The following is an 18,832-nucleotide window of genomic DNA, read 5'->3' as shown; positions in this document are numbered from 1 at the left end:
ATACGCCCAACTTATAATCTTGTCATACATGAACCTAAAATCTACCGCCATCATTATATTGACATTGCTCATCGGCTTTGTGTTGGGGGCTTTGAGTACCGGACGATTCGTTGAAAGCCGCGTACATCATTTGCAACAACTGCGGGAATCTCCTATGCGGGATATCATCGGCACCATTGAACCGGATGAGGAACAAATGAAAATTCTGGAACCGTCAATCGAAAAGTATCAATCTGAAATATTAGCCATCAATCAGGAACACCGGTTACTGATCAGGTCAACCGTAGATTCGATGTTGCATGAAATAGATACGCTGTTGAACGAAACGCAAAGAGAAAAAATAGCCAAACGCAGACAAGAAGTCAAAGACCGCGAGAAAAAAGGGTTGCCCCCACCCCCTCCTCCTTTTAAGCTTTGGAAACGACATCGCATCATGAATTCTCCACTTTCACCAAAGCCAAACGACAGTTTGCCCGGTATTGATTCTATCCCCGATTTCCGTCCCGGAAAGCATCGGATGCCCCCTCGCCCCATGCCCCTCGATTCTGCTAAATTTCGAAAGCATATACACGAGCGACTGCAAACTCCTCCGGATACCGGCAAACTTAGAGAGTTACACCAGAAAAGGAAACAAGGCATCCCGTTTACCGCCGAAGACTCTGTACAATGGCAACTCATTCGAAGACATATCCGGTTGCACCGCCTTTATGGAAACGACAGTTTGCATCAAATGCCCCCGCCTCCACTGCGAAATCGTCCCAGATTGGGGCAGGATAACTAACCGCCTGCTCTCAATATCTTATATACACCACACCGATGGATGCAGCGTTTGGCAGATATAAATTGAAGTCGGACACCGAAACCGTCGAATCTAAATTTATATCGGCCGGATAATATCCGTTCAGGAAAGATGATTGTGACTGATACAAATTAAAATCTGCAACAGAAATAACTCCATCCCCATTCATATCGCCACCCATCAGGGCATAAGCTCCATTGGATAAGGGCTTTAGCTGACTTGCGGCAGACATGACGGTAGCCGGCTGCGTGAAATCTATAGTTGCACCATTGACTAATGGCAGCGCTTCGGCTGTCATTACAGCCAAATGGTTGCGATGACGAGCGACATAGAAATAAGGAACTCCGGCAATCAGTTGATAAAATTTAACCCCTGCACTTCCGTCTGCATCCTGAACATTGCTGTTATTGAGCAACAGTGCCGCCCTTCGTTCTACAACGAGATACGGATCTAATGCGTTTCTGGCTTCTATTAGCACCCAATCGGTAGCACCGGTCGGTATCTGGTCCAGATTTTCTGTGCCCGAATAATACCAGGGAGCATTATTGTAAGGATGGGAGGCGGGTAAATGCTCTCCTGTTGACAGGGAAGTGGTCATTAGTGCTGAAACCGGAAGATATGCCCCCTGAAGGTATAGTTTGAATTTCAGCAATGCAGACGGTGAGGTGGTGGTGGTAAAAAGGAGTGAAGTTGAAAAACTGCCGGTAGTGGTACTGCAAACTGAGGCGATCTGAACCTCATAGGTGGTGCCGGGATATAAGCCGTCCAATGGCAGATTCGTTTCTGTTTGACTGACCTGAAGCCAGGTTTCAGTGCCTTGTTGCCGGTAGCGAATCAAATATTGAGTGGCTTCGGCCACAGGGTTCCACACAACTGTTGCAGTTTGAAAGGTAATATCGTTTGCCGATATGCCGGAAGGAATATTGCACGGGCAGGGAACAGTGCTGCTGCTGCCGCCGCTGTTGTCGGTGGTAAAAGTAAACATCGGGGCATTATCCGTATAGATACCGTTACAGTTGGTTGCAAGCAGAACTTCGTAAGTTGTATTCGGCTGAAGGCTATTCAGGTTAATCGTGTTGCTTGTCGGGGAAAGAATACTCCAAACACCGTCTTCAGGGCGATACAACATATAGTATCCGGTAGCTGTTGGAACATCATCCCACTCAAGCGTAACTGATGTAAAAGTAAGGTTATAGGCTTCCAGTCCTGTTGGTATGGGGCAGCCGTTTGTATATCCGTTTGCGCCAATATTGGTATTGCAGTCGTTCAGATAGTTGGCAGTGGTAAAGCTAAAAACAGGAGCGTAATTGGAATAGACTCCATTGCAGTTGGCTGCCAACTGTACTTCGTAGGTGGTGAAGGGGACTAATCCCGTCAGTTGAATGGTATTAGTCGAAGGTTGGACGATTTGCCAGGCACCATTTACCGGACGATACAACAGGTAATATCCGGTTGCTCCTCCAATGGCTGTCCAGTTAAGTGTAGCATCGTTGGCATTTATTACTGTGGTTGCTATACCCTCCGGAATTCCGCATCCTGTTGAGCCGCCTCCATTTCCGTTTCCGCTACTATTGGCACATCCGTAGTTGATTTTAATGCGCTCGGTCGGGTCGTCTATGGGCAGGGCTAACATGATGGCATCCAAAACCTGCCCGAAATCGTATCGAAAAGAAATCGGTGCCCCCGCATTGATGGAATTAAAAACGGTCTGAACGGACGAAATGACCGAAGCAGAATTGACATCGGGATAAAGCGGGAAAATTCGGGAGAGGTAATGGTCCACATCTGCCCAACTTACAGGAGCATCGTAAAAGTTTTTAAAATAATTGAAAGGTTGTCCTGTTTCGGGATTGATATTACCCAACGAAGAGGGATTGAGCAACGCAGCCTGATTGTCTAACACAACGGTATAGTTGCTGATTTTTTGGGCATGGTCATAAGCAGTGGGTTCACCATCAAAAATGGTAAGCAAATCAGAAGTGGCAAGCGCTTCGTCCCTTTGGGTTGAAAAAATGTTCTGTACCAGATTAGACCAAAGCCCCCGGTTGTAAGCACCGGATATAGCCTTAATTCCTGCAAGGGGGTCGGTTGCATCTTCAAAAAATCCAAACGGATCCCATCCTTTACTGACTTCGAGAAAGCGGACGGAAAAAATATCATAGTAGGCTTTTGCTATGGCGGCTGTTTCAAAGTGGTCGCCGGCAATCAATTGGGCATGGCCTCCTTCGGGAAAGCGTTGCGGGTACATCGTCATCAACTCAGAATATGCCGAAGCGGGAGGCTCAATCTGAAAACAACCATCATTGACAGATAAGGGCTGAAATGTGAAGGGGAAAGGGTCTGCGGCATCGGTTTGTATGTCAGGATCGCAGCCGCAGAAGGACTCTTTTAGCGGAGTGGCAAAAAAGGTATTCATCGGCATGATGCCCGTATCGGTAACATTCGCAAAAATCTGATAGGCATGGGCAATGGCCATTGCCCAACTTGTTCGATTATCAGGTATTTCGGCATCGGCGCTTACTCCCCAAACCGGATTCAGGCGGGCTTCACCAATTTTAATTTCGCCTGCCTGCTTCAGATCGGCAGGGTTGATATAGTATGTTGTCGGCCGAGTGGGGCAGTTAGAGGGCGTTGACTGTATCGAAACGGCCAACGTTCGCGGAGTGCCAACACAGCTCCCGGAGGTGGTTTCGGTAACAGAAACCGTACCCCCCGTTTCACCCCAATTGACGGTTATCTGATTGGTTCCTTGTCCACTCGCAATCACTGCACCTGCCGGAACCGTCCAGTTATAGGTGCTTCCGGGTGTATTGACTACGCTGTAAATTACGCTCGTAGCATTGGGTGTGGTAGAATTTGCGCCGCTGATGGCAGAGGTGGTGGGCGTAATAGTAACGGTAACCTGGTCAGTTGCCGTACAACCGTTGGCATTGGCAACTGTAAGGGTATAGGCCGTAGTGCTGTTGGGGCTTGCCTGCGGGTTTGACACATTTGACGCACTCAACCCTGTGGAAGGAGACCATGAGTAAGTTGTCCCTCCGCTTCCATTAAGGGTAGTTGAAGCACCATTGCAGATACTGATATCGGAACCGGCGTTGGCAATTGGGTTGGGGTAAACGGTAATGTAAGCGTTTTTGGTTTCGGTATCACTGCCGAAGTCGTTAGAAGCAGTCAAGCTGACGGAATAAGTGCCCGGAGCGTTGAATGTAATTGTTGGATTGGCCACTCCTGAAACAGGTGGCGTGCCTCCGGCAAAAGTCCATGCCCAGATATCGGGCGAATTGGTAGCGAGAGAAGTAAACGTTATCTGCTGTCCGGAGCAAATAGCAGTGGCAGATGCGGTAAAGTCGGTAACCGGTGGTAGCGGCGGAGTGCTGATATTGAGTAAAACAGGATAGGTATTGTTGTTTTCATTGCTTTCGGTGATAAGATTGCCGTGATCGGCTACCAAAATCAGATACCAGGTTCCTGCGGCGGTAAAAGCCGGAATGGCAATGGGTAGGTTTACCGGAACTGAACTTCCGGTATTTAGAGCCGCTACTCCGGTTGTTGCCAGCAAAGCATCGGCAACATCGTAGGTATTGTCGGAGGATAGATAAAACCCCAGCACTGATGCGGGAGCATTTTCGCTTCCTGAATTGGCAATGGAACAAGTGATGTTGGTATTGCTGCCGGCAATCAGGCTGATGGGATTGGCGGATGCAGCAGGAATTGTTAAATCGGGCTTGAGAAGCGCAGCCCCGCAAAGCACGGCATTGAGCGTATCGGCAAGGGGGGTGCCGGCAATGATGCCCGAGCCGGGAGCGGTTTCGAGATAGTCGCCGGTGATCTCCCAAATAATGACCCCACGGGCATTGTTATCAACCGCATACTGTGCTTTAAGTGCAATGGATTCGGGGTTGTCGTAGCTCACAAAAGATTGCAAAACGCCGTTTCCGGTCAGGTAAGGCACTTCAGCCTGAGCATCCCAGTGCTGGTTAAACAAACCCATATTGCCGAGCACATTGTAATACTGAGGGCTGCCCTCATCTTGCCAGAAGGTTTGTGTGTCGGCTCCTGTATGCGGTTGATGCAATCCGGCACATTGCTTAAAACTGCGACCGTAAAATGCAACACCGATATTGACTTTTCCCGGCGGCACGTCGTAGGTTTCGGTCAGCATCAAAAATCCGGCATTCAGATTAAACGCCGGGTCGCCAACTGCCGGTGCATACAACGGTGAGTTGTGATTGCTCACCGGATCCCATGCGCCGAAATAGTCATAGCTCATCAGGTTGATCATATCCAGCAGCGGAGCAACATTTTCCCATTCCACATTGGCTGCGAGAGACGGAGACGATGATACGGCGGCGGTCAGCAAAAACTGTTTACCGATGCTTGTGCCATAAGTGTCAATAGCACTGCGAACTGCCTGAAGCAGCAGGGTAAAATTAACCTTATCTGCCGGTGTGCCGTTGTGCTCGGCATATCCCGGATATTCCCAATCGAGGTCTATGCCGTCAAAATTATAAGTCTGTAGCAGATTGACACAAGATTGGGCAAAGGTCTGCCGCTTGACCGCATCGGCAGCAATACCGGGGAAATTGTCCGACAATGTCCACCCACCTACCGAAACCAACACTTTTACGTTGTGGTTATGCGCCAAATCAATCAGCGAAGTATTCGGATAATAGGAGGGTGGCGTAGTACTCCAGTTAATCTGTCCCAATAACAGATTTTCATCGCCCCATGAATCGAAACCCGATATATTGCCATTGGCATCCGGAGCAAAAAAAACATAGTTAAGGATGGTATATTTGGAATAGTCTATTGTGGTAGGGCGCACCAACTGCGCCCGGTCATACCATTGCCAGCCCGGATAATAGCCCACCACCTCCTTGCAGGGTTGGGCATCGGCATTTTCCGAACAGGTCAAAAAAACATACACCCATAAACATATTACAGGTATTTTTTTTAATACTGACAACATATAGATAAGATTAGAGTTGCAGATAAATTTTTTTTTGCGTGCAAAAGTAATTCATTACCCTAAAAGCAGTAAGCCTGTTTCGATAATGTTAACCTAAGGTTGGTTGTTTTGCTTTTCTACGGACATTTAGCCCCTTCGGGTTTTTAAGACCACCCCATCAGCTCAGATAAATTAACACAAGTATGGACGTGTCTCGTTTTTTACCATCATTCATTAAAGACCCGTTTCAAGCCACTATTGAGAGGTTAGTTTAAAAAAACCATACCCTTCCATCAAAAACTGCACACTGAGTATTGCAAAACCGGCAACCGTAGAACAAAAAACACCTGCCAAGTATCGAAAAGCATTGCTAACCTTACCGCTGATTATTTCAAAAAAACAGGATTTGGGGTATAGAATAGGGTTGTCATTAAAGTTTTGCAGGGGGACATTGGCTTATTGCAGGGAAACTTTGTTTTAATGTATAGGTGCAACAAGTCATTGCAGGGGTACTTTGAGTTATTGCAGGGGTGCAATGAGTCATTGCAGAGGTGAATTAAGCTAAAGCAGGGTTGCAATAACCCTTTGCAGAGGCACATTGAGTTGATGAAAGGGTGCAATGACCTTATGCAGGGGTACTTTGAGTCAATGCAGGGGTGCAATGGTCTTTTGCAGGGGTACTTTAAGTCAATGCAGAGGCGCAGTAAGTCTTTGCAGAGGGTCAAAATATTAATCTCCGTTTTAAAACATTGAGGCTTTTCAAAACAGTTTCACGAAAGCAGAAATTCAAAATATATTGTATTTTATATTTATATTCTGTTTGAATTTTGTTTTATCCGGTCAAAAAACCAAAAATTAGCAGATAAATCAGATTTTTAATTATGTTTTTACAAAACAATGGCATGATAAAAGCAGAAAAAACAAGAGGTTCTCAAATTGTTCTTAACTTTGTGATGCTATTTTCTTGCCAATTTTACAATCCGGATTTAATTAAAATGAAATCAACAGCAATTACCTGCCTTCGCTTTTGTGTTTTTGCTTTCTTGTTAATTTCCAGTTTTACCTACCCCCCTTCCGTTGAGGCTCAAACCAATATCAACCTTGCCACACATATTACTTATCCGGATGTGATGAGCAGTGTTTGGGGGTTTACCAAAGGTGGACACGAATACGTGCTTGCTTTCAGACGCACCGGTACTTCGATTGTGGACATTACCAACCCTGCTGCTCCTGTCCAGGTATATTTTGCAGCGGCGGTGGTCAATTCAGACTGGCGCGAAGGGAAAGTTTGGGGAAACTATGCTTATATTACCAATGAAGGTGGCGGTGGGCTGCAAATTATCAATTTCAGTGCGCTTCCTTCAGGAAACATTACCTCCGCAAATGTAACCAACTGGACAGGCGGCACTTTTAACAGCCAAACCATCAGTTTTACAAAATCGCATACTATTTGGATTGACGAAAACGGCATCGGCTACATCTATGGTACCAACTATGGCAACGGTGGGGCAATTATGGTGAATCTGGCTGCCAACTCCACAAACCCGCCAATAGTTGGTATTTACAATCAAGAATATGTACATGACGGCTTTGTTCGAGGCGACACGCTTTGGGCAGCACAAATTTATGAGGGTAACTTCCGGGCCATCAATGTAGCTAACAAAGCCAATCCGGTAGTGATGGCAACCCAAAGCACTACCCGAACTTTTACCCATAATACATGGCTCAATAATGCCGGAACAGTCGTGTTCACCACTGACGAAACCAGCAATTCGAGCGTAGAAGCATATAATATTACAGACCTGAGCGATATTCAACTTATCAGCAAATTTAATGCTACCGGCAGCAGCGCTATTCCCCACAATGTTCATGTCAAAAACAACTTCCTGGTCATTGCCTATTACCGCGACGGGGTGGTGCTTGCCGATGCCACCCATCCTGAAAAAATGATTCAGGTTGGAAATTACGATACTTCCCCCTCCTATTCAGGCAGTGGCTACAACGGCTGCTGGGGAGTTTATCCTTATTTCCCTTCCGGAACCATAGCAGCAAGCGATATTGAAACCGGACTCTATATTTTAACCCCGAACTATGTTCCTGCCTCCTATCTAAAAGGAACTATCACGAATGCAACCACTAATGCGCCAATTGCTAATGTGAGTATTCAGGTACAGGGTTTGTCTTCGGCTAACACGACTTCCGGCTTTAACGGTGGCTATATTACCGGCATGGCGGGTAATGGAACTTATACGGTAACTGTTTCATCATCCGGCTATATCACCCAAACCTTTACCGTCACTTTTGTCAACGGAACAACCCAAACCCTTAATGTGGCGTTGGTGCCCAATATTCCGTTTTCTGCTTCCGGAACCATCACAGATGCACAAACCGGTCTGCCTGTTTCCGGTGCTTCGGTGCTGTTTGGGGATGGACTGAACAACTATACGGCCACTGCTAACGCATCCGGCGTTTATACTGTTTCGCTGCCCGGATCAGGAGTCTATACTTGTTATGCCGGAAAATGGGGGTATCAAACCCTTCAGTTTACCGATATGAATTTAAACCCCGGTAATTCTACGGTCAACTTCTCCCTGCGCAAAGGATATTACGACGATTTTCTGTTCGACTATGGCTGGCCTGTCAGCGGAGACGCTTCTGCCGGAGCATGGGTACGCGCCCAACCTATCGGCACAACTTATGATAACCTTCCAAGCAATCCCGATGTGGATGTTTCCACCGATTATGGAACTCAATGCTATGTAACCGGAAATGCTTCCGGAGCCGCAGGCAATGCCGATGTGGACAACGGAACTACCATCCTTACTTCTCCGGTTTTTGACCTCAGCACCTCTCCCAATGCGCAAATCAGTTATTACCGTTGGTTCAGAAACACAGGCGGTAGCGGCACTCCTAACGATCAAATGCTGATTAAAATCTCCAACGGAACGAATACGGTAACCATTCAAACACTGACTGTTTCTGACCCTAATCAGGCGCAATGGGTACCCAACACTTTTAATGTGTCCGATGTAATTACTCCCACCAACAATATGAGGCTGATAGTTGAAGTAAGTGACCTCGGCACTCAGCATCTTGTAGAAGCAGGGTTAGATAAATTTGAAGTAACCATCCCGCCGGTCGTCTTTCAGGCAACCGCCTGGCTCAGTGGTGCTTTTTCAGGCTTACAGATGAATACGACCCTGCGCACCAACGGGTTGCTGCCAAACCAACAACCCTATAACCGTCCTCCCTGGAACTACGCCGGAACCGAATCTCTAAATCCGCTTCCCACTAATGCAACAGATTGGGTCTTGGTTGAGCTTCGGCCCTTCTCCAACCCCATCCTGATCACAGAACAACGGGCTGCTTTGATTCTGAACAACGGAAATTTAGCCGATATAGACGGCACTAACGGAGTTAAATTTTATAACCTTGGTCAGGGAGGCAGCTATTTTGTCGTGTTGCGCCATCGAAATCATTTGGCAGTGGTCAGCGATTCACCGGTCAGCCTTCCGAATTTATCGAGCTTCAGCTTTAAAACAGCGACCAATGTTGGCGGAGGCGCGGGTCAGTTATTCCTGCTTAATGCAGGCAACTACGGACTGATACCTGCGGACTTCGATTCTAATGGCATTATTACAGTTACTGACTACAACTATTTTACCACCCAAAGCGGACTAATCAACACCTATTCGGATGCAGATGTAACCTTTGACGGCTCAGTTACGGTGGCCGACTTTAACGTATTTGGAATATATGCCGGAAAAATAGGGATGGGTTTGGTGAGGTATTAACACATTTAATGTCCTTGCAGTTATATCAATTATTGTTTGTCAGCCTGCTTTAGCAAATACCTGAAATGAGAAACTATTCTGCGATTTGTTGTCTGTTGTTAAGCCTGAAATTGTTTCCGATTCAAGCTCAGGTTACATATTTTACCACCGTTTTCGGCAATGATACAATGAATCAAAAAGCGGTTGCCATCAGGCAATTGCCGGATGGAAGTATTTATACCGCAGGAACCGCAGTATCCGGAATTATCGGGCAAGCGGACCTAACTTTGTCCAAAATGACCGCAAACGGCGAGGTGGTATGGACTAAATATTACGGAACTCCTCTGAACGACCAATGCGGTTATATGATTGTTTCAGCAGATGGCAACATCGTAATGACCGGCGATACCGAAACTTCCCCCGGCAATACAGACGGATGGCTGCTAAAAACCGATACCGCCGGCAATGTGATATTTGCAGTAACTACTCCTGAATCAGACCTGACCGAATCGCTTTCGCACGTACAGCAAACTTCAGATGCAGGCTATATTGCTTTGGGCTTTAAAACCAATACCCTGAGCGGAGGGGTGGGCAACAACTGCTATCTGGTCAGGTTCGACCAATTTGGCAACGTTCAATGGGAGCAGACTTATGGCGGACAGCATAACGATGTGGGATATATGGTGCGTCAAACTCCGGATGGGGGATATGTCTTTACCGGAGATGCTCAAAGTTTTAACGAAACCAATAACGTAGATATTTGGGTGGTTAAAACCGATGCTGAGGGCAATCCCGAATGGGATTTGGTGATTGGTGATGATTGGGCAAACGGTATCAAAAGCATCATGGTAACTGAACAAAACGACTATTTTCTGACCGGAGAAACAGTCATTGATACAACCGGTCTTTTTGATATTGTGCTGGCAAGGGTTTCGGTTGAAGGTGAATTAGAATGGTACAAAACCTGGGGACTGTCCAACAGCACCGAAGCCGCTTTTTCGGCACTCCAAACCGACGAGGGTAATTTCATGATTACCGGCTATAGCAACCGTTTCAGACCGGGTGACCCTATTCATATCCTGCTGCTGCATGCCGATGCCAACGGCAATGAAATTGGGGTAAATTATTTTGGCGGCAACTCCATAGATTTGGGATACGATATTCAACCCTCTGTTTACGGCGATTTCCTGCTATGCGGGATGAGCTATATGGGTGGAGGAGGAAAGTATTATGTGCAATATACCGGAGCACCCGAAGCGACTTTTATTACCGAAAACGTAGCAGCGGTGCAATTTGGTTTATCGCTTTTGCCCAACTACGGTATCAACCATTCCCCGTTATTCGTAACGCTAAAAACCAACCAATCCTGTACTGTTGAGGTAGAACTCTACTTTGTTTCAGGGCAAAAGTTAGTTGCTTCCGGCAATATACAACTCCCCGGTGCCGGTAATTATCTGCACAACATCTATATAAACCCCTACACAACGTTGACTTCCGGGCTTTATCTCTGCACTGCCCGTTTTATATTACCTGACGGTCAGATATTCACAGACACGCAAAAATACCTGATAACCGGTTCTAACCACTAATTAGGATTGTAATATAAATTTTATACACTAAAGATAAGGGCTGATGGGATTTTAATCAGGACTGTAATAGCTTTGTTGTCCATATCTTATGCCCGTAGATAAGGTATCCAGTTACAGCATTTGCAATCATCGAATCTATCTCATTGCATCGGGCGGCAACTCCTGTTCATGGAGCAGTCCCGGTTATACCGGTAGCGGCAGTATTGTGTATAGAACTCCGCCTGTAGATGGAACATATACAGTTACTAATTCAGGCGGCTGCACCGCTTCGGCAAGGGTTACAATTTATTGTGGAGGTACTGAAAAAAATGCAGGCGATTTCGCTATGCAAACGCTCATGTCATTCCCAAATCCTGCCAACGGAGTAAGTACGATTAGCTTTATGGGCCATGGACAAGAACAAGTGCAGTTGTCCGTTTATTCGATAGATGGCAGAGCAGTAGCTGAATTCTTTAACGAGCAAACAGAAAAGGATAGGTCCTGTCAGTTTGCCTTTGATACTTCTAATTTGCCCGAAGGCATTTATTACGCTATTTTACAAAGATCCGGTGGTGTTACAGAACGGTTGCCTGTAATGGTGGTGAAATAGTATATCAGTACCAACTTCAGCAAAAAGTTGACAATCTGATAAAATCTAACAAAGTCCTCCTGTGTTTTGAGTACAGGGGGGCTTTTAGTTTAATTGCCATTCGTGGTAGGAGCATTTACATTGTTTGCCCATTACAATCGGTGCAAATTCAAACCATAAATAACTGCAAGTCGAAAACAGGGTCAATTTTCCCTATCTTTGCGCCCCATGAGCAGTACAGTCAAAGCGCATATCGCCTTAGCAATAGTCAATATCATTTATGGCGCAAGTTATGTAGTGGCAAAGGAAGTAACCCCGCTATATGTCAAACCATTCGGACTGATATTAATCCGGGTCAGCATGGCCAGTCTCTTATATTATGCTTTTTTCAAACTGCTCAGTGCAGGATCTCACGCAGAATCCCGGTTGCATCATCCGGTAAAAAGGGCAGATTGGGTGCGGTTGATTTTATGCGGATTGTTTGGTGTGGCTATCAATCAACTGCTCTTTTTTAAGGGTCTTTCTATGACTTCTCCCATCAGTGCCTCCCTGATCATGATTACCACTCCTATTCTGGTGTTGCTGATTGCTGCATTTATGCGGCATGAGCGGCTGACATGGATCAAAATTATAGGAGTGCTAATGGGGGCAACCGGTGCTGCGGCAGTGATTGCAGGTGGTAAATCGGGAAGTGACGGAAGCAGCGCATTGGGCAATTTGCTGGTGTTTATCAATGCCGCATCCTACGGGCTATACTTAGTGATAGTCAAACCTCTCATGCAACGCTATCACCCCCTGACCATCATTATGTGGGTATTTGTTACAGGCTTGTTTTTTGTGGCTCCGGTCGGGTATTCAGAACTTATGGCTGTTGATTGGCATACCCTGACACCGCTAATATGGGGTTGCATTGTGTTTTTAGTGCTGGCGACCACATTTTTAACCTATCTGCTCAATATTTATGCCCTCGAAAAAGTCAGCCCTTCCATCGTTGGGGTTTATATTTATTCTCAACCCCTGATTGCCACTTTGCTGGCAGTAGGTTTTGGGAAAGACGAGCTTTCCGTTATAAAAATAGCGGCTGCTTTGCTTATTTTTACCGGAGTTTTTTTGGTCAGCAACCCGCCCGGAAAAACAGTGGTTAAATTTACTGCTCAAAATACTGCTGCAAAACCGGAACCTTAAATAATAAATATTCAAGTCAGGCTATGTTAATTCACCCTAAATAAATTTCCATGAAAAACAGTAAAACCTATATTATCGTGCTCGGTCTGTTGGCGGCAATTGCCGCTATTTTGTATTTCAGCAAAACATGGAGCACAACCGACAACACCGAAACAGCATTTTCTTATGCCGACACCGGAGCGATAACTCAGGTCATTTTGACTGACAATCAGAAACGCAAACTGAAACTAACACGGAAAAATGAAGATACCTGGTTGGTCAACGACGGTTATAAAGCTCGCCCGGATGCCATAAATACCTTGTTAAGCACCTTTGCTCAATTGCGGTTGGAACGCCCAATCAGCAATGCCGCCTATCCCAATGTGATTAAAATGTTTGACGACCCCCAAAGAACGGTTCAGATATTTACAAAAGACCCCGGTAATCCGGCACATGAATACTATATTGGCGGCGTTACCAATGACAAAATGGGAACCTATATCATGCTCAAAGGAGCTTCAAAACCCTATATCGTTACCATACCGGGACTTGAAGGCAATCTGCTCAGCAGGCATTTCACCCTTGCCGAAGAATGGCGCGACCGTTTGTTGTTCAATTTGCATTATGCACAAATAGCCGAAGTTAAAGCCGAATATCCCGAAAATCCGGAAAATGGTTTTCTACTTACTGTCATGGAAAAAGACTCTTTTACTGTAGAGCCTGTTGATGCATCTGCTAAAATTTCTAACCCAAAAGCCATACTCAACAAACCTCTTTTGATGAGTTATCTCAACTCTTTTAAAGAACTATATGCAGAGGCTTTCGAAAACGGCTATCCCAGAACCGACTCACTGCGAAACACCCTCCCCTATTGCAAGTTAAGCGTTACCGATAAAAACGGGAAAACCAAAGCCATTCAGATACATTACCTGCCCAACAACCGGCGAAGTAAAAGACAGGTCAACGAAGACGGTACTCCCATACTTACTGACCCCGACCGTTATCTGGCTTTTATAAACAATGGCGGAGATTTGGTGATGATACAGCAATTTGTGTTCGGTAAATTGTTCAGACGATACCAGGATTTTATCATCATCCCCAAATCATAACTCCATAATCAGGTGATATCTCTGCTTAAAGACGTAAGAATGCCCTTTTCAGTGTTGCTGCTGGCCTACGCTTTGCTGCTCAATGTCAACCTGTTGCTGTTTCCCAACCAAATTGTATTTTCTTCTACCGCTCCTGTCAGCAAGTTGGTTTTATCGCTGCTCGAAATGTTGACTGCCGGCAACCAAACTTTTTTAGCGCTCATATTTATCGGAATGGTTTGGATTCAGGCATTGGCCATCAATGCAATCTGTAATAATCATCGGCTGTTTGAATCTGTATCAGGACTGCCGGCACTTTTTTACATCCTCCTGATCGGTTTGTTCAATCAACATTTATATCTAAGCCCTCCTTTTTTTGCAAATTTCGCCATTATATATACCCTGTTCATCATCTACAAATGTTACAACAGCGATAGCTTTGTACATTATTTCGATGCAGGGTTTTATATCTCTATCGCTTCGCTTTGCTACCTTCCGGCACTTTTGCTTTTAATTTTTGTATTTATCGGAATTACCATAACAAAGATTATCCGATGGCGACAATGGATAGTGGTCATCCTTGGAGTTTTAGTGCCCTACCTCCTGTTTTCTACCTTCTATTTTCTGAATGACGAATTACGAACCTTCTTAACCGGACATTTTTTGCATATCACCACCACAGTTGTTACTGAGCCTTTTGAAATCAGCCATTGGTTGGTGCAACTTGGCATTTTTATTGGGTTAACCTCAGTTTCTTACCTCATCACGAGTCAGCGGCTACTATTTAGTGTGGTAAAAATTAAAAGAATGACCAGTATTCTCGGATATTTACTGCTCATCAGTGTGTTGACATTCGCCTTTATCGAGCGATATACGCTTGCACCCATCACCTTTCTGGCAGTTCCGGTTTCGGTTTATATGGCTTTTTGGTTTCAGGGAATTAGCAGAACTATCTTTGCAGAATTGTCGCATTTCTTACTGCTTTGTATGGTATTTTACTTTCAATATTCAAAATATATTCTTTGAGGCGGCAACTTAATCTGAAAAAACCTACCTTTACGTTTCTTAGATGTATCTTTTGCCGGTAATATTGCCGGCAAGATTTTTAAAATTTATTATTTAAATGTTCCAAAATCCAACCTGATGTTTGATAAAAAGAATAGTAAAAGGGAATATTTTAAATTTAAAGAGTTGCGAGTTTATGGCTCGTTAGAAAGTTTGTTTCAGGGTGCGCGCCGATATCGCTTTGTTTTTGACGAAACAGATGCCAGTTATGTAAACATAGAACTCTCTTTTTACAACCTGTTGTATGCCGAAGACGACTGGGAGGCAGATGTCGTGCTTAGGATAGTGGATTACCACACCAACAAAGAAGTAACCAAGTTAGAAAAAAAAGTGCCGGTGAGTAAAGAAACCAACATAGTGAATGTTCACGATGGTTGGGGAACTCCGGAACCGGGTTACTGGAAAAAAGGCATTTATAAATGGGATGTTTTGGTGGATGGCACTAATGTCGGAGAATCGTACTTTTATATTATGAACAACGGTACTGTTTCTTCCACTCATAATCCCTATTTTGATATCAAAAGCATCAAATTATTTGAAAGCCCTTTTGAAGGGACTCCAATTGAATCGAGGGTTTATCTTCAGGCTTTTGGACAGGACAAGACCCGATATGTCAATATAGAACTTGTCTTAGACAATAAAATGCAAAATGAAGCTTATTTCCCGCTCGAACTTCAGTTTTATATACACACCAGCAACAATCTGGTAAAAGCCTATATGTCTTACTTCAAGTACATATCGGACAAGCCGCAGCAAATCGTTTTAGACAGCGGTTATGGCACCAAAAGCCCCGGGTTTTGGGTAACCGGAAACTATTCGCTTTATGTCCTGTTTATGGACCGGGTTATCGCTGCCATTCCTTTCGCCGTCGGCAGCAGCGATGAAGAATTTTCGGGTAGTTATGCTACAGCCGTATCAGGTCAACAAACCACTTTTCAACAGGTTACAGATGCCCCTCCAATAACTTTTGAAGTAGCCAAAGCCGAATTGGATGAGTTAATCGGGCTGGGCGAAGTGAAAAAACAACTGAATGAGTTTTCCACATACCTGCAGTTTACACAGATTCGCAAGCAAAAGGGATTTAAAGAGGCCGATAATTTTAGCCTGCATACCGTCTTTTTGGGAAACCCGGGTACCGGAAAAACTACGGTTGCACGAATGTTGGGCAAAATTTACAAAAGCCTTGGAATGCTTTCCAAAGGAGAAATCCACGAAGTGGGGCGCGGCGATTTGGTGGCTGAATACATCGGTCAGACCGCACCTAAAACGAAAAAAGCGATTGATGACGCAAAAGGTGGCATCTTGTTTATTGACGAAGCCTACGCACTGACTAACCGTGGTGATGATGAAAAAGATTTCGGCCGGGAGGTACTCGAAGTGCTGATTAGAGAAATGGAAAACACAAAAGACCTTGCCATTATCTGCGCCGGTTATACTCAGGAAATGGAACAGTTTCTGGCCTCTAATCCCGGACTTGCCTCAAGGTTCCAACATATTGTGAAGTTCCCGGACTATACCCCGAATGAACTGTTGCAAATTGCCGCTTATACTGCAAAGAAAAAGGACATCGTGATTACACCGGAAGCCATGAGTATGATTGAACTGAATGTAGTGGAAGCTTACCGCAACAGAGACCGAACTTTTGGCAACGCCCGTTATGTCAACGGCATTATTGAAGAAAGCAAACGGGTTCTTGGATTGCGCATCATGAGCAACCCTGAATTGGATGTCGAGAAGCTAACAGAGACCGACCTGTCTACAATCACCGAGGAGGATGTCTTAAGGGTATTTGAGAAAAACAAAAAAGAGATTGTTCTGTTGCCGATAGATAATCCCTTGTTAGAAGAAGCACTCGGCGAACTGAACAGCATGATAGGATTGACCAAAATTAAAAACGATGTTCATGAAATTGTAAAATTAGTCAAATTCTTCCGCGAAACCGGACGCAACCTGCAAAACAGTTTCAACCTGCATACCGTTTTTACAGGCAACCCCGGCACCGGAAAAACCACAGTTGCCCGTATTTTGGTTAAAATTTACAAAGCACTCGGTATTCTCGAACGAGGACATTTAGTCGAGGTTGATCGAAAGTCGCTGGTTGCTCCTTATATTGGTCAAACTGCCTTAAAGACCGCCGCAGTCATCGAACAGGCAATGGGAGGCGGGTTATTTATAGATGAAGCGTATTCTCTTGCTGTCGGTGGTGGAAATGACTTTGGTCGCGAGGTGATTGAAGTTTTGCTGAAACGCATGGAAGACGATCGGGGCAAATTTATGGTTGTAGTGGCAGGCTATACCAAAGAAATGAAAAACTTCCTCGATTCAAACCCAGGGTTAAAATCACGTTTCGATAAAATATTCTTTTTTGAGGATTATACTGCGGATGAGCTGATGTCTATCGCCTTATACATGTTTGCTTATGAAAGGTTAGAACTCGAAAGTTCAGCAAAAGCATATTTAGAGAATTTTATTCAAAACCTGACATTGAAAAAAGGAAAAAATTTCGGCAATGCCCGTGTGGTGCGTCAGATTGTTGGCGAAGTTATTAAACGCCATCACTTAGCTTTGGCCGAGTTACCAACTGAACGAAGAAGCGAACAAATGCTAAAAACCATTACCTTGGATGTTATACGCATTTTAGACAGCAACATGTCACTTATAAACCCGGACGAAAACAAGGGGATAGGTTTTTAAAAATCAACCCTTTTCAAAAAAACCCTTATGCAGATATGATATCTGCATAAGGGTTTTGTTTTTTCAGTTGTATTTCAGGCTTTAACCTGATTTTGATTTACTTAGGCACTTTGTTTACCTTGATTCTTTGTGGTTTTGTGTTGTCTTTGTTGTTGGGCGCTATCGTTGCCGGATCATTTGTATTTGTATTCGTGGTTTTGTTGGCAGGTTGCTTACCCGAATTGTTGGTCGTATTGTGGTTGGTGGTTTGGTTGGGCTTAATGTTCGGGGATTTCTTATAGTATTTCATTGCCGTAGGCATAAAATCCTGAAGGTTTTTGATACGGGTGGCATCGCTTGGGTGGGTACTTAAAAATTCCGGGGGTTTAGCGCCACCCAATTTGTTCATTCTCTGCCAAAACGGAACCGCAGCCTGTGGGTCATATCCGGCCATTGCGGCAAAGACCAACCCAAGTTTATCGGCTTCTGTTTCATGGTTGCGTGAAAAAGGCAACATTACACCTACTGTTGTACCAATACCATAAGCCTGCATAAACAACTCCTGGGTTTGAGCCGGTTTATTTTGAAGCGCAACTGCTAAACCGATAGCACCTACTTGTTGAATCAATCCTTGGGTCATTCTCTCGCTACCGTGTTGAGCGACTGCATGTGCAATTTCATGCCCCATTACCACGGCCAGTCCATTTTCGTCCATGGTAGTTGGCAAAATACCGGTATAGACGGCTACTTTTCCTCCGGGCATACACCAAGCATTGACATCTTTGCTCTCTATGAGGTTAAATTCCCATTTGAATCCTTTGACGGGGTTGTCTTTTTGTTTGGCAAAATAAGAGTCAACGGCTTTAGAAATGCGTTGCCCCACATCTTTAACCAAACTGGCATCGGCGGTTCCGGTAACAACTTTATTTTGTCCCAAAAAACTGCGATATTGATCATTGCTAAGCTGATTGATAGTGGCATCCGGAATAAGGCTGAACTGCTTCCGTCCGGTAATTGGCACCTTTGAACAGGCGGCAATCAAAAACAAGGCAGTTACCGCCATTAAAGCTGCGACACGAATTGGCTGTTTCATAATATTGAATTTTCAAATTGTGAAGTATAATAAAACAAACGTTAGTGCAAGATATTTAGTTTATTTATTTCC

10 protein-coding genes are annotated in these 18,832 nt (G+C 44.8%); 8 read left to right on the top strand and 2 right to left on the bottom strand.

Translation table 11 applies throughout. From position 1 onward, the window contains the following. Positions 1 to 28: 28 nt before the first annotated feature. Positions 29 to 781: a hypothetical protein gene (locus IPM47_06855; GenBank protein QQS30644.1), complete on the top strand. Its 753-nt coding sequence runs from the start codon at positions 29 to 31 to the stop codon at positions 779 to 781. A gap of 10 nt (positions 782 to 791) precedes the next feature. Here the strand turns inward: IPM47_06855 and IPM47_06850 are convergent, their stop codons facing one another. Beyond that, positions 792 to 5,768, bottom strand: a complete 4,977-nt coding sequence (locus tag IPM47_06850; GenBank protein ID QQS30643.1) for a fibronectin type III domain-containing protein — start codon at positions 5,766 to 5,768, stop codon at positions 792 to 794. A gap of 974 nt (positions 5,769 to 6,742) precedes the next feature. On the opposite strand from IPM47_06850, the gene IPM47_06845 reads away from it, so the two are divergent. From IPM47_06845 to IPM47_06815, 7 genes are all read left to right on the top strand, one after another. Beyond that, positions 6,743 to 9,541, top strand: coding sequence for a choice-of-anchor B family protein (locus tag IPM47_06845; protein QQS30642.1), 2,799 nt, complete (start codon positions 6,743 to 6,745; stop codon positions 9,539 to 9,541). 65 nt (positions 9,542 to 9,606) lie between these two features. Then, the gene (locus tag IPM47_06840; protein QQS30641.1) at positions 9,607 to 11,109 is read left to right on the top strand and encodes a hypothetical protein; all 1,503 of its coding nucleotides are present in this window, start codon (positions 9,607 to 9,609) and stop codon (positions 11,107 to 11,109) included. Positions 11,110 to 11,197: 88 nt separating this feature from the next. Further along, complete coding sequence (locus IPM47_06835; GenBank protein QQS30640.1) at positions 11,198 to 11,698, top strand: T9SS type A sorting domain-containing protein; 501 nt, start codon at positions 11,198 to 11,200, stop codon at positions 11,696 to 11,698. A gap of 207 nt (positions 11,699 to 11,905) precedes the next feature. Further along, the gene (locus IPM47_06830) at positions 11,906 to 12,862 is read left to right on the top strand and encodes a DMT family transporter (GenBank protein ID QQS30639.1); all 957 of its coding nucleotides are present in this window, start codon (positions 11,906 to 11,908) and stop codon (positions 12,860 to 12,862) included. A gap of 50 nt (positions 12,863 to 12,912) precedes the next feature. Continuing rightward, positions 12,913 to 13,950 carry a DUF4340 domain-containing protein gene (locus IPM47_06825; GenBank protein ID QQS30638.1) on the top strand — a complete coding sequence of 346 codons (1,038 nt, stop codon included), beginning with the start codon at positions 12,913 to 12,915 and terminating at the stop codon, positions 13,948 to 13,950. A gap of 12 nt (positions 13,951 to 13,962) precedes the next feature. After that, a complete protein-coding gene (locus IPM47_06820; GenBank protein QQS30637.1) occupies positions 13,963 to 14,955 on the top strand; it encodes a hypothetical protein in 993 nt (330 codons plus the stop codon). A 117-nt stretch (positions 14,956 to 15,072) separates the two neighbouring features. Next, entirely contained in the window at positions 15,073 to 17,688 is a 2,616-nt protein-coding gene (locus IPM47_06815; GenBank protein ID QQS30636.1) for an AAA family ATPase, read from the top strand. Positions 17,689 to 17,785: 97 nt separating this feature from the next. On the opposite strand, the gene IPM47_06810 is transcribed toward IPM47_06815, so the two are convergent. Beyond that, complete coding sequence (locus tag IPM47_06810) at positions 17,786 to 18,760, bottom strand: M48 family metallopeptidase (protein ID QQS30635.1); 975 nt, start codon at positions 18,758 to 18,760, stop codon at positions 17,786 to 17,788. Positions 18,761 to 18,832 lie beyond the last annotated feature (72 nt).

It is taken from the genome of Sphingobacteriales bacterium (assembly GCA_016700115.1).
Taxonomy (GTDB): Bacteria; Bacteroidota; Bacteroidia; order Chitinophagales; family UBA2359; genus UBA2359.
This window is presented reverse-complemented; position numbering and strand designations above follow the sequence as displayed.

Coding starts and splice junctions, on each gene's coding strand:
- IPM47_06855 (QQS30644.1), top strand. CDS start 29: ATGAACCTAAAATCTACCGCCATCATTATATTGACATTGCTCATCGGC.
- IPM47_06850 (QQS30643.1), bottom strand. CDS start 5,768: ATGTTGTCAGTATTAAAAAAAATACCTGTAATATGTTTATGGGTGTAT.
- IPM47_06845 (QQS30642.1), top strand. CDS start 6,743: ATGAAATCAACAGCAATTACCTGCCTTCGCTTTTGTGTTTTTGCTTTC.
- IPM47_06840 (QQS30641.1), top strand. CDS start 9,607: ATGAGAAACTATTCTGCGATTTGTTGTCTGTTGTTAAGCCTGAAATTG.
- IPM47_06835 (QQS30640.1), top strand. CDS start 11,198: ATGCCCGTAGATAAGGTATCCAGTTACAGCATTTGCAATCATCGAATC.
- IPM47_06830 (QQS30639.1), top strand. CDS start 11,906: ATGAGCAGTACAGTCAAAGCGCATATCGCCTTAGCAATAGTCAATATC.
- IPM47_06825 (QQS30638.1), top strand. CDS start 12,913: ATGAAAAACAGTAAAACCTATATTATCGTGCTCGGTCTGTTGGCGGCA.
- IPM47_06815 (QQS30636.1), top strand. CDS start 15,073: ATGTTTGATAAAAAGAATAGTAAAAGGGAATATTTTAAATTTAAAGAG.
- IPM47_06810 (QQS30635.1), bottom strand. CDS start 18,760: ATGAAACAGCCAATTCGTGTCGCAGCTTTAATGGCGGTAACTGCCTTG.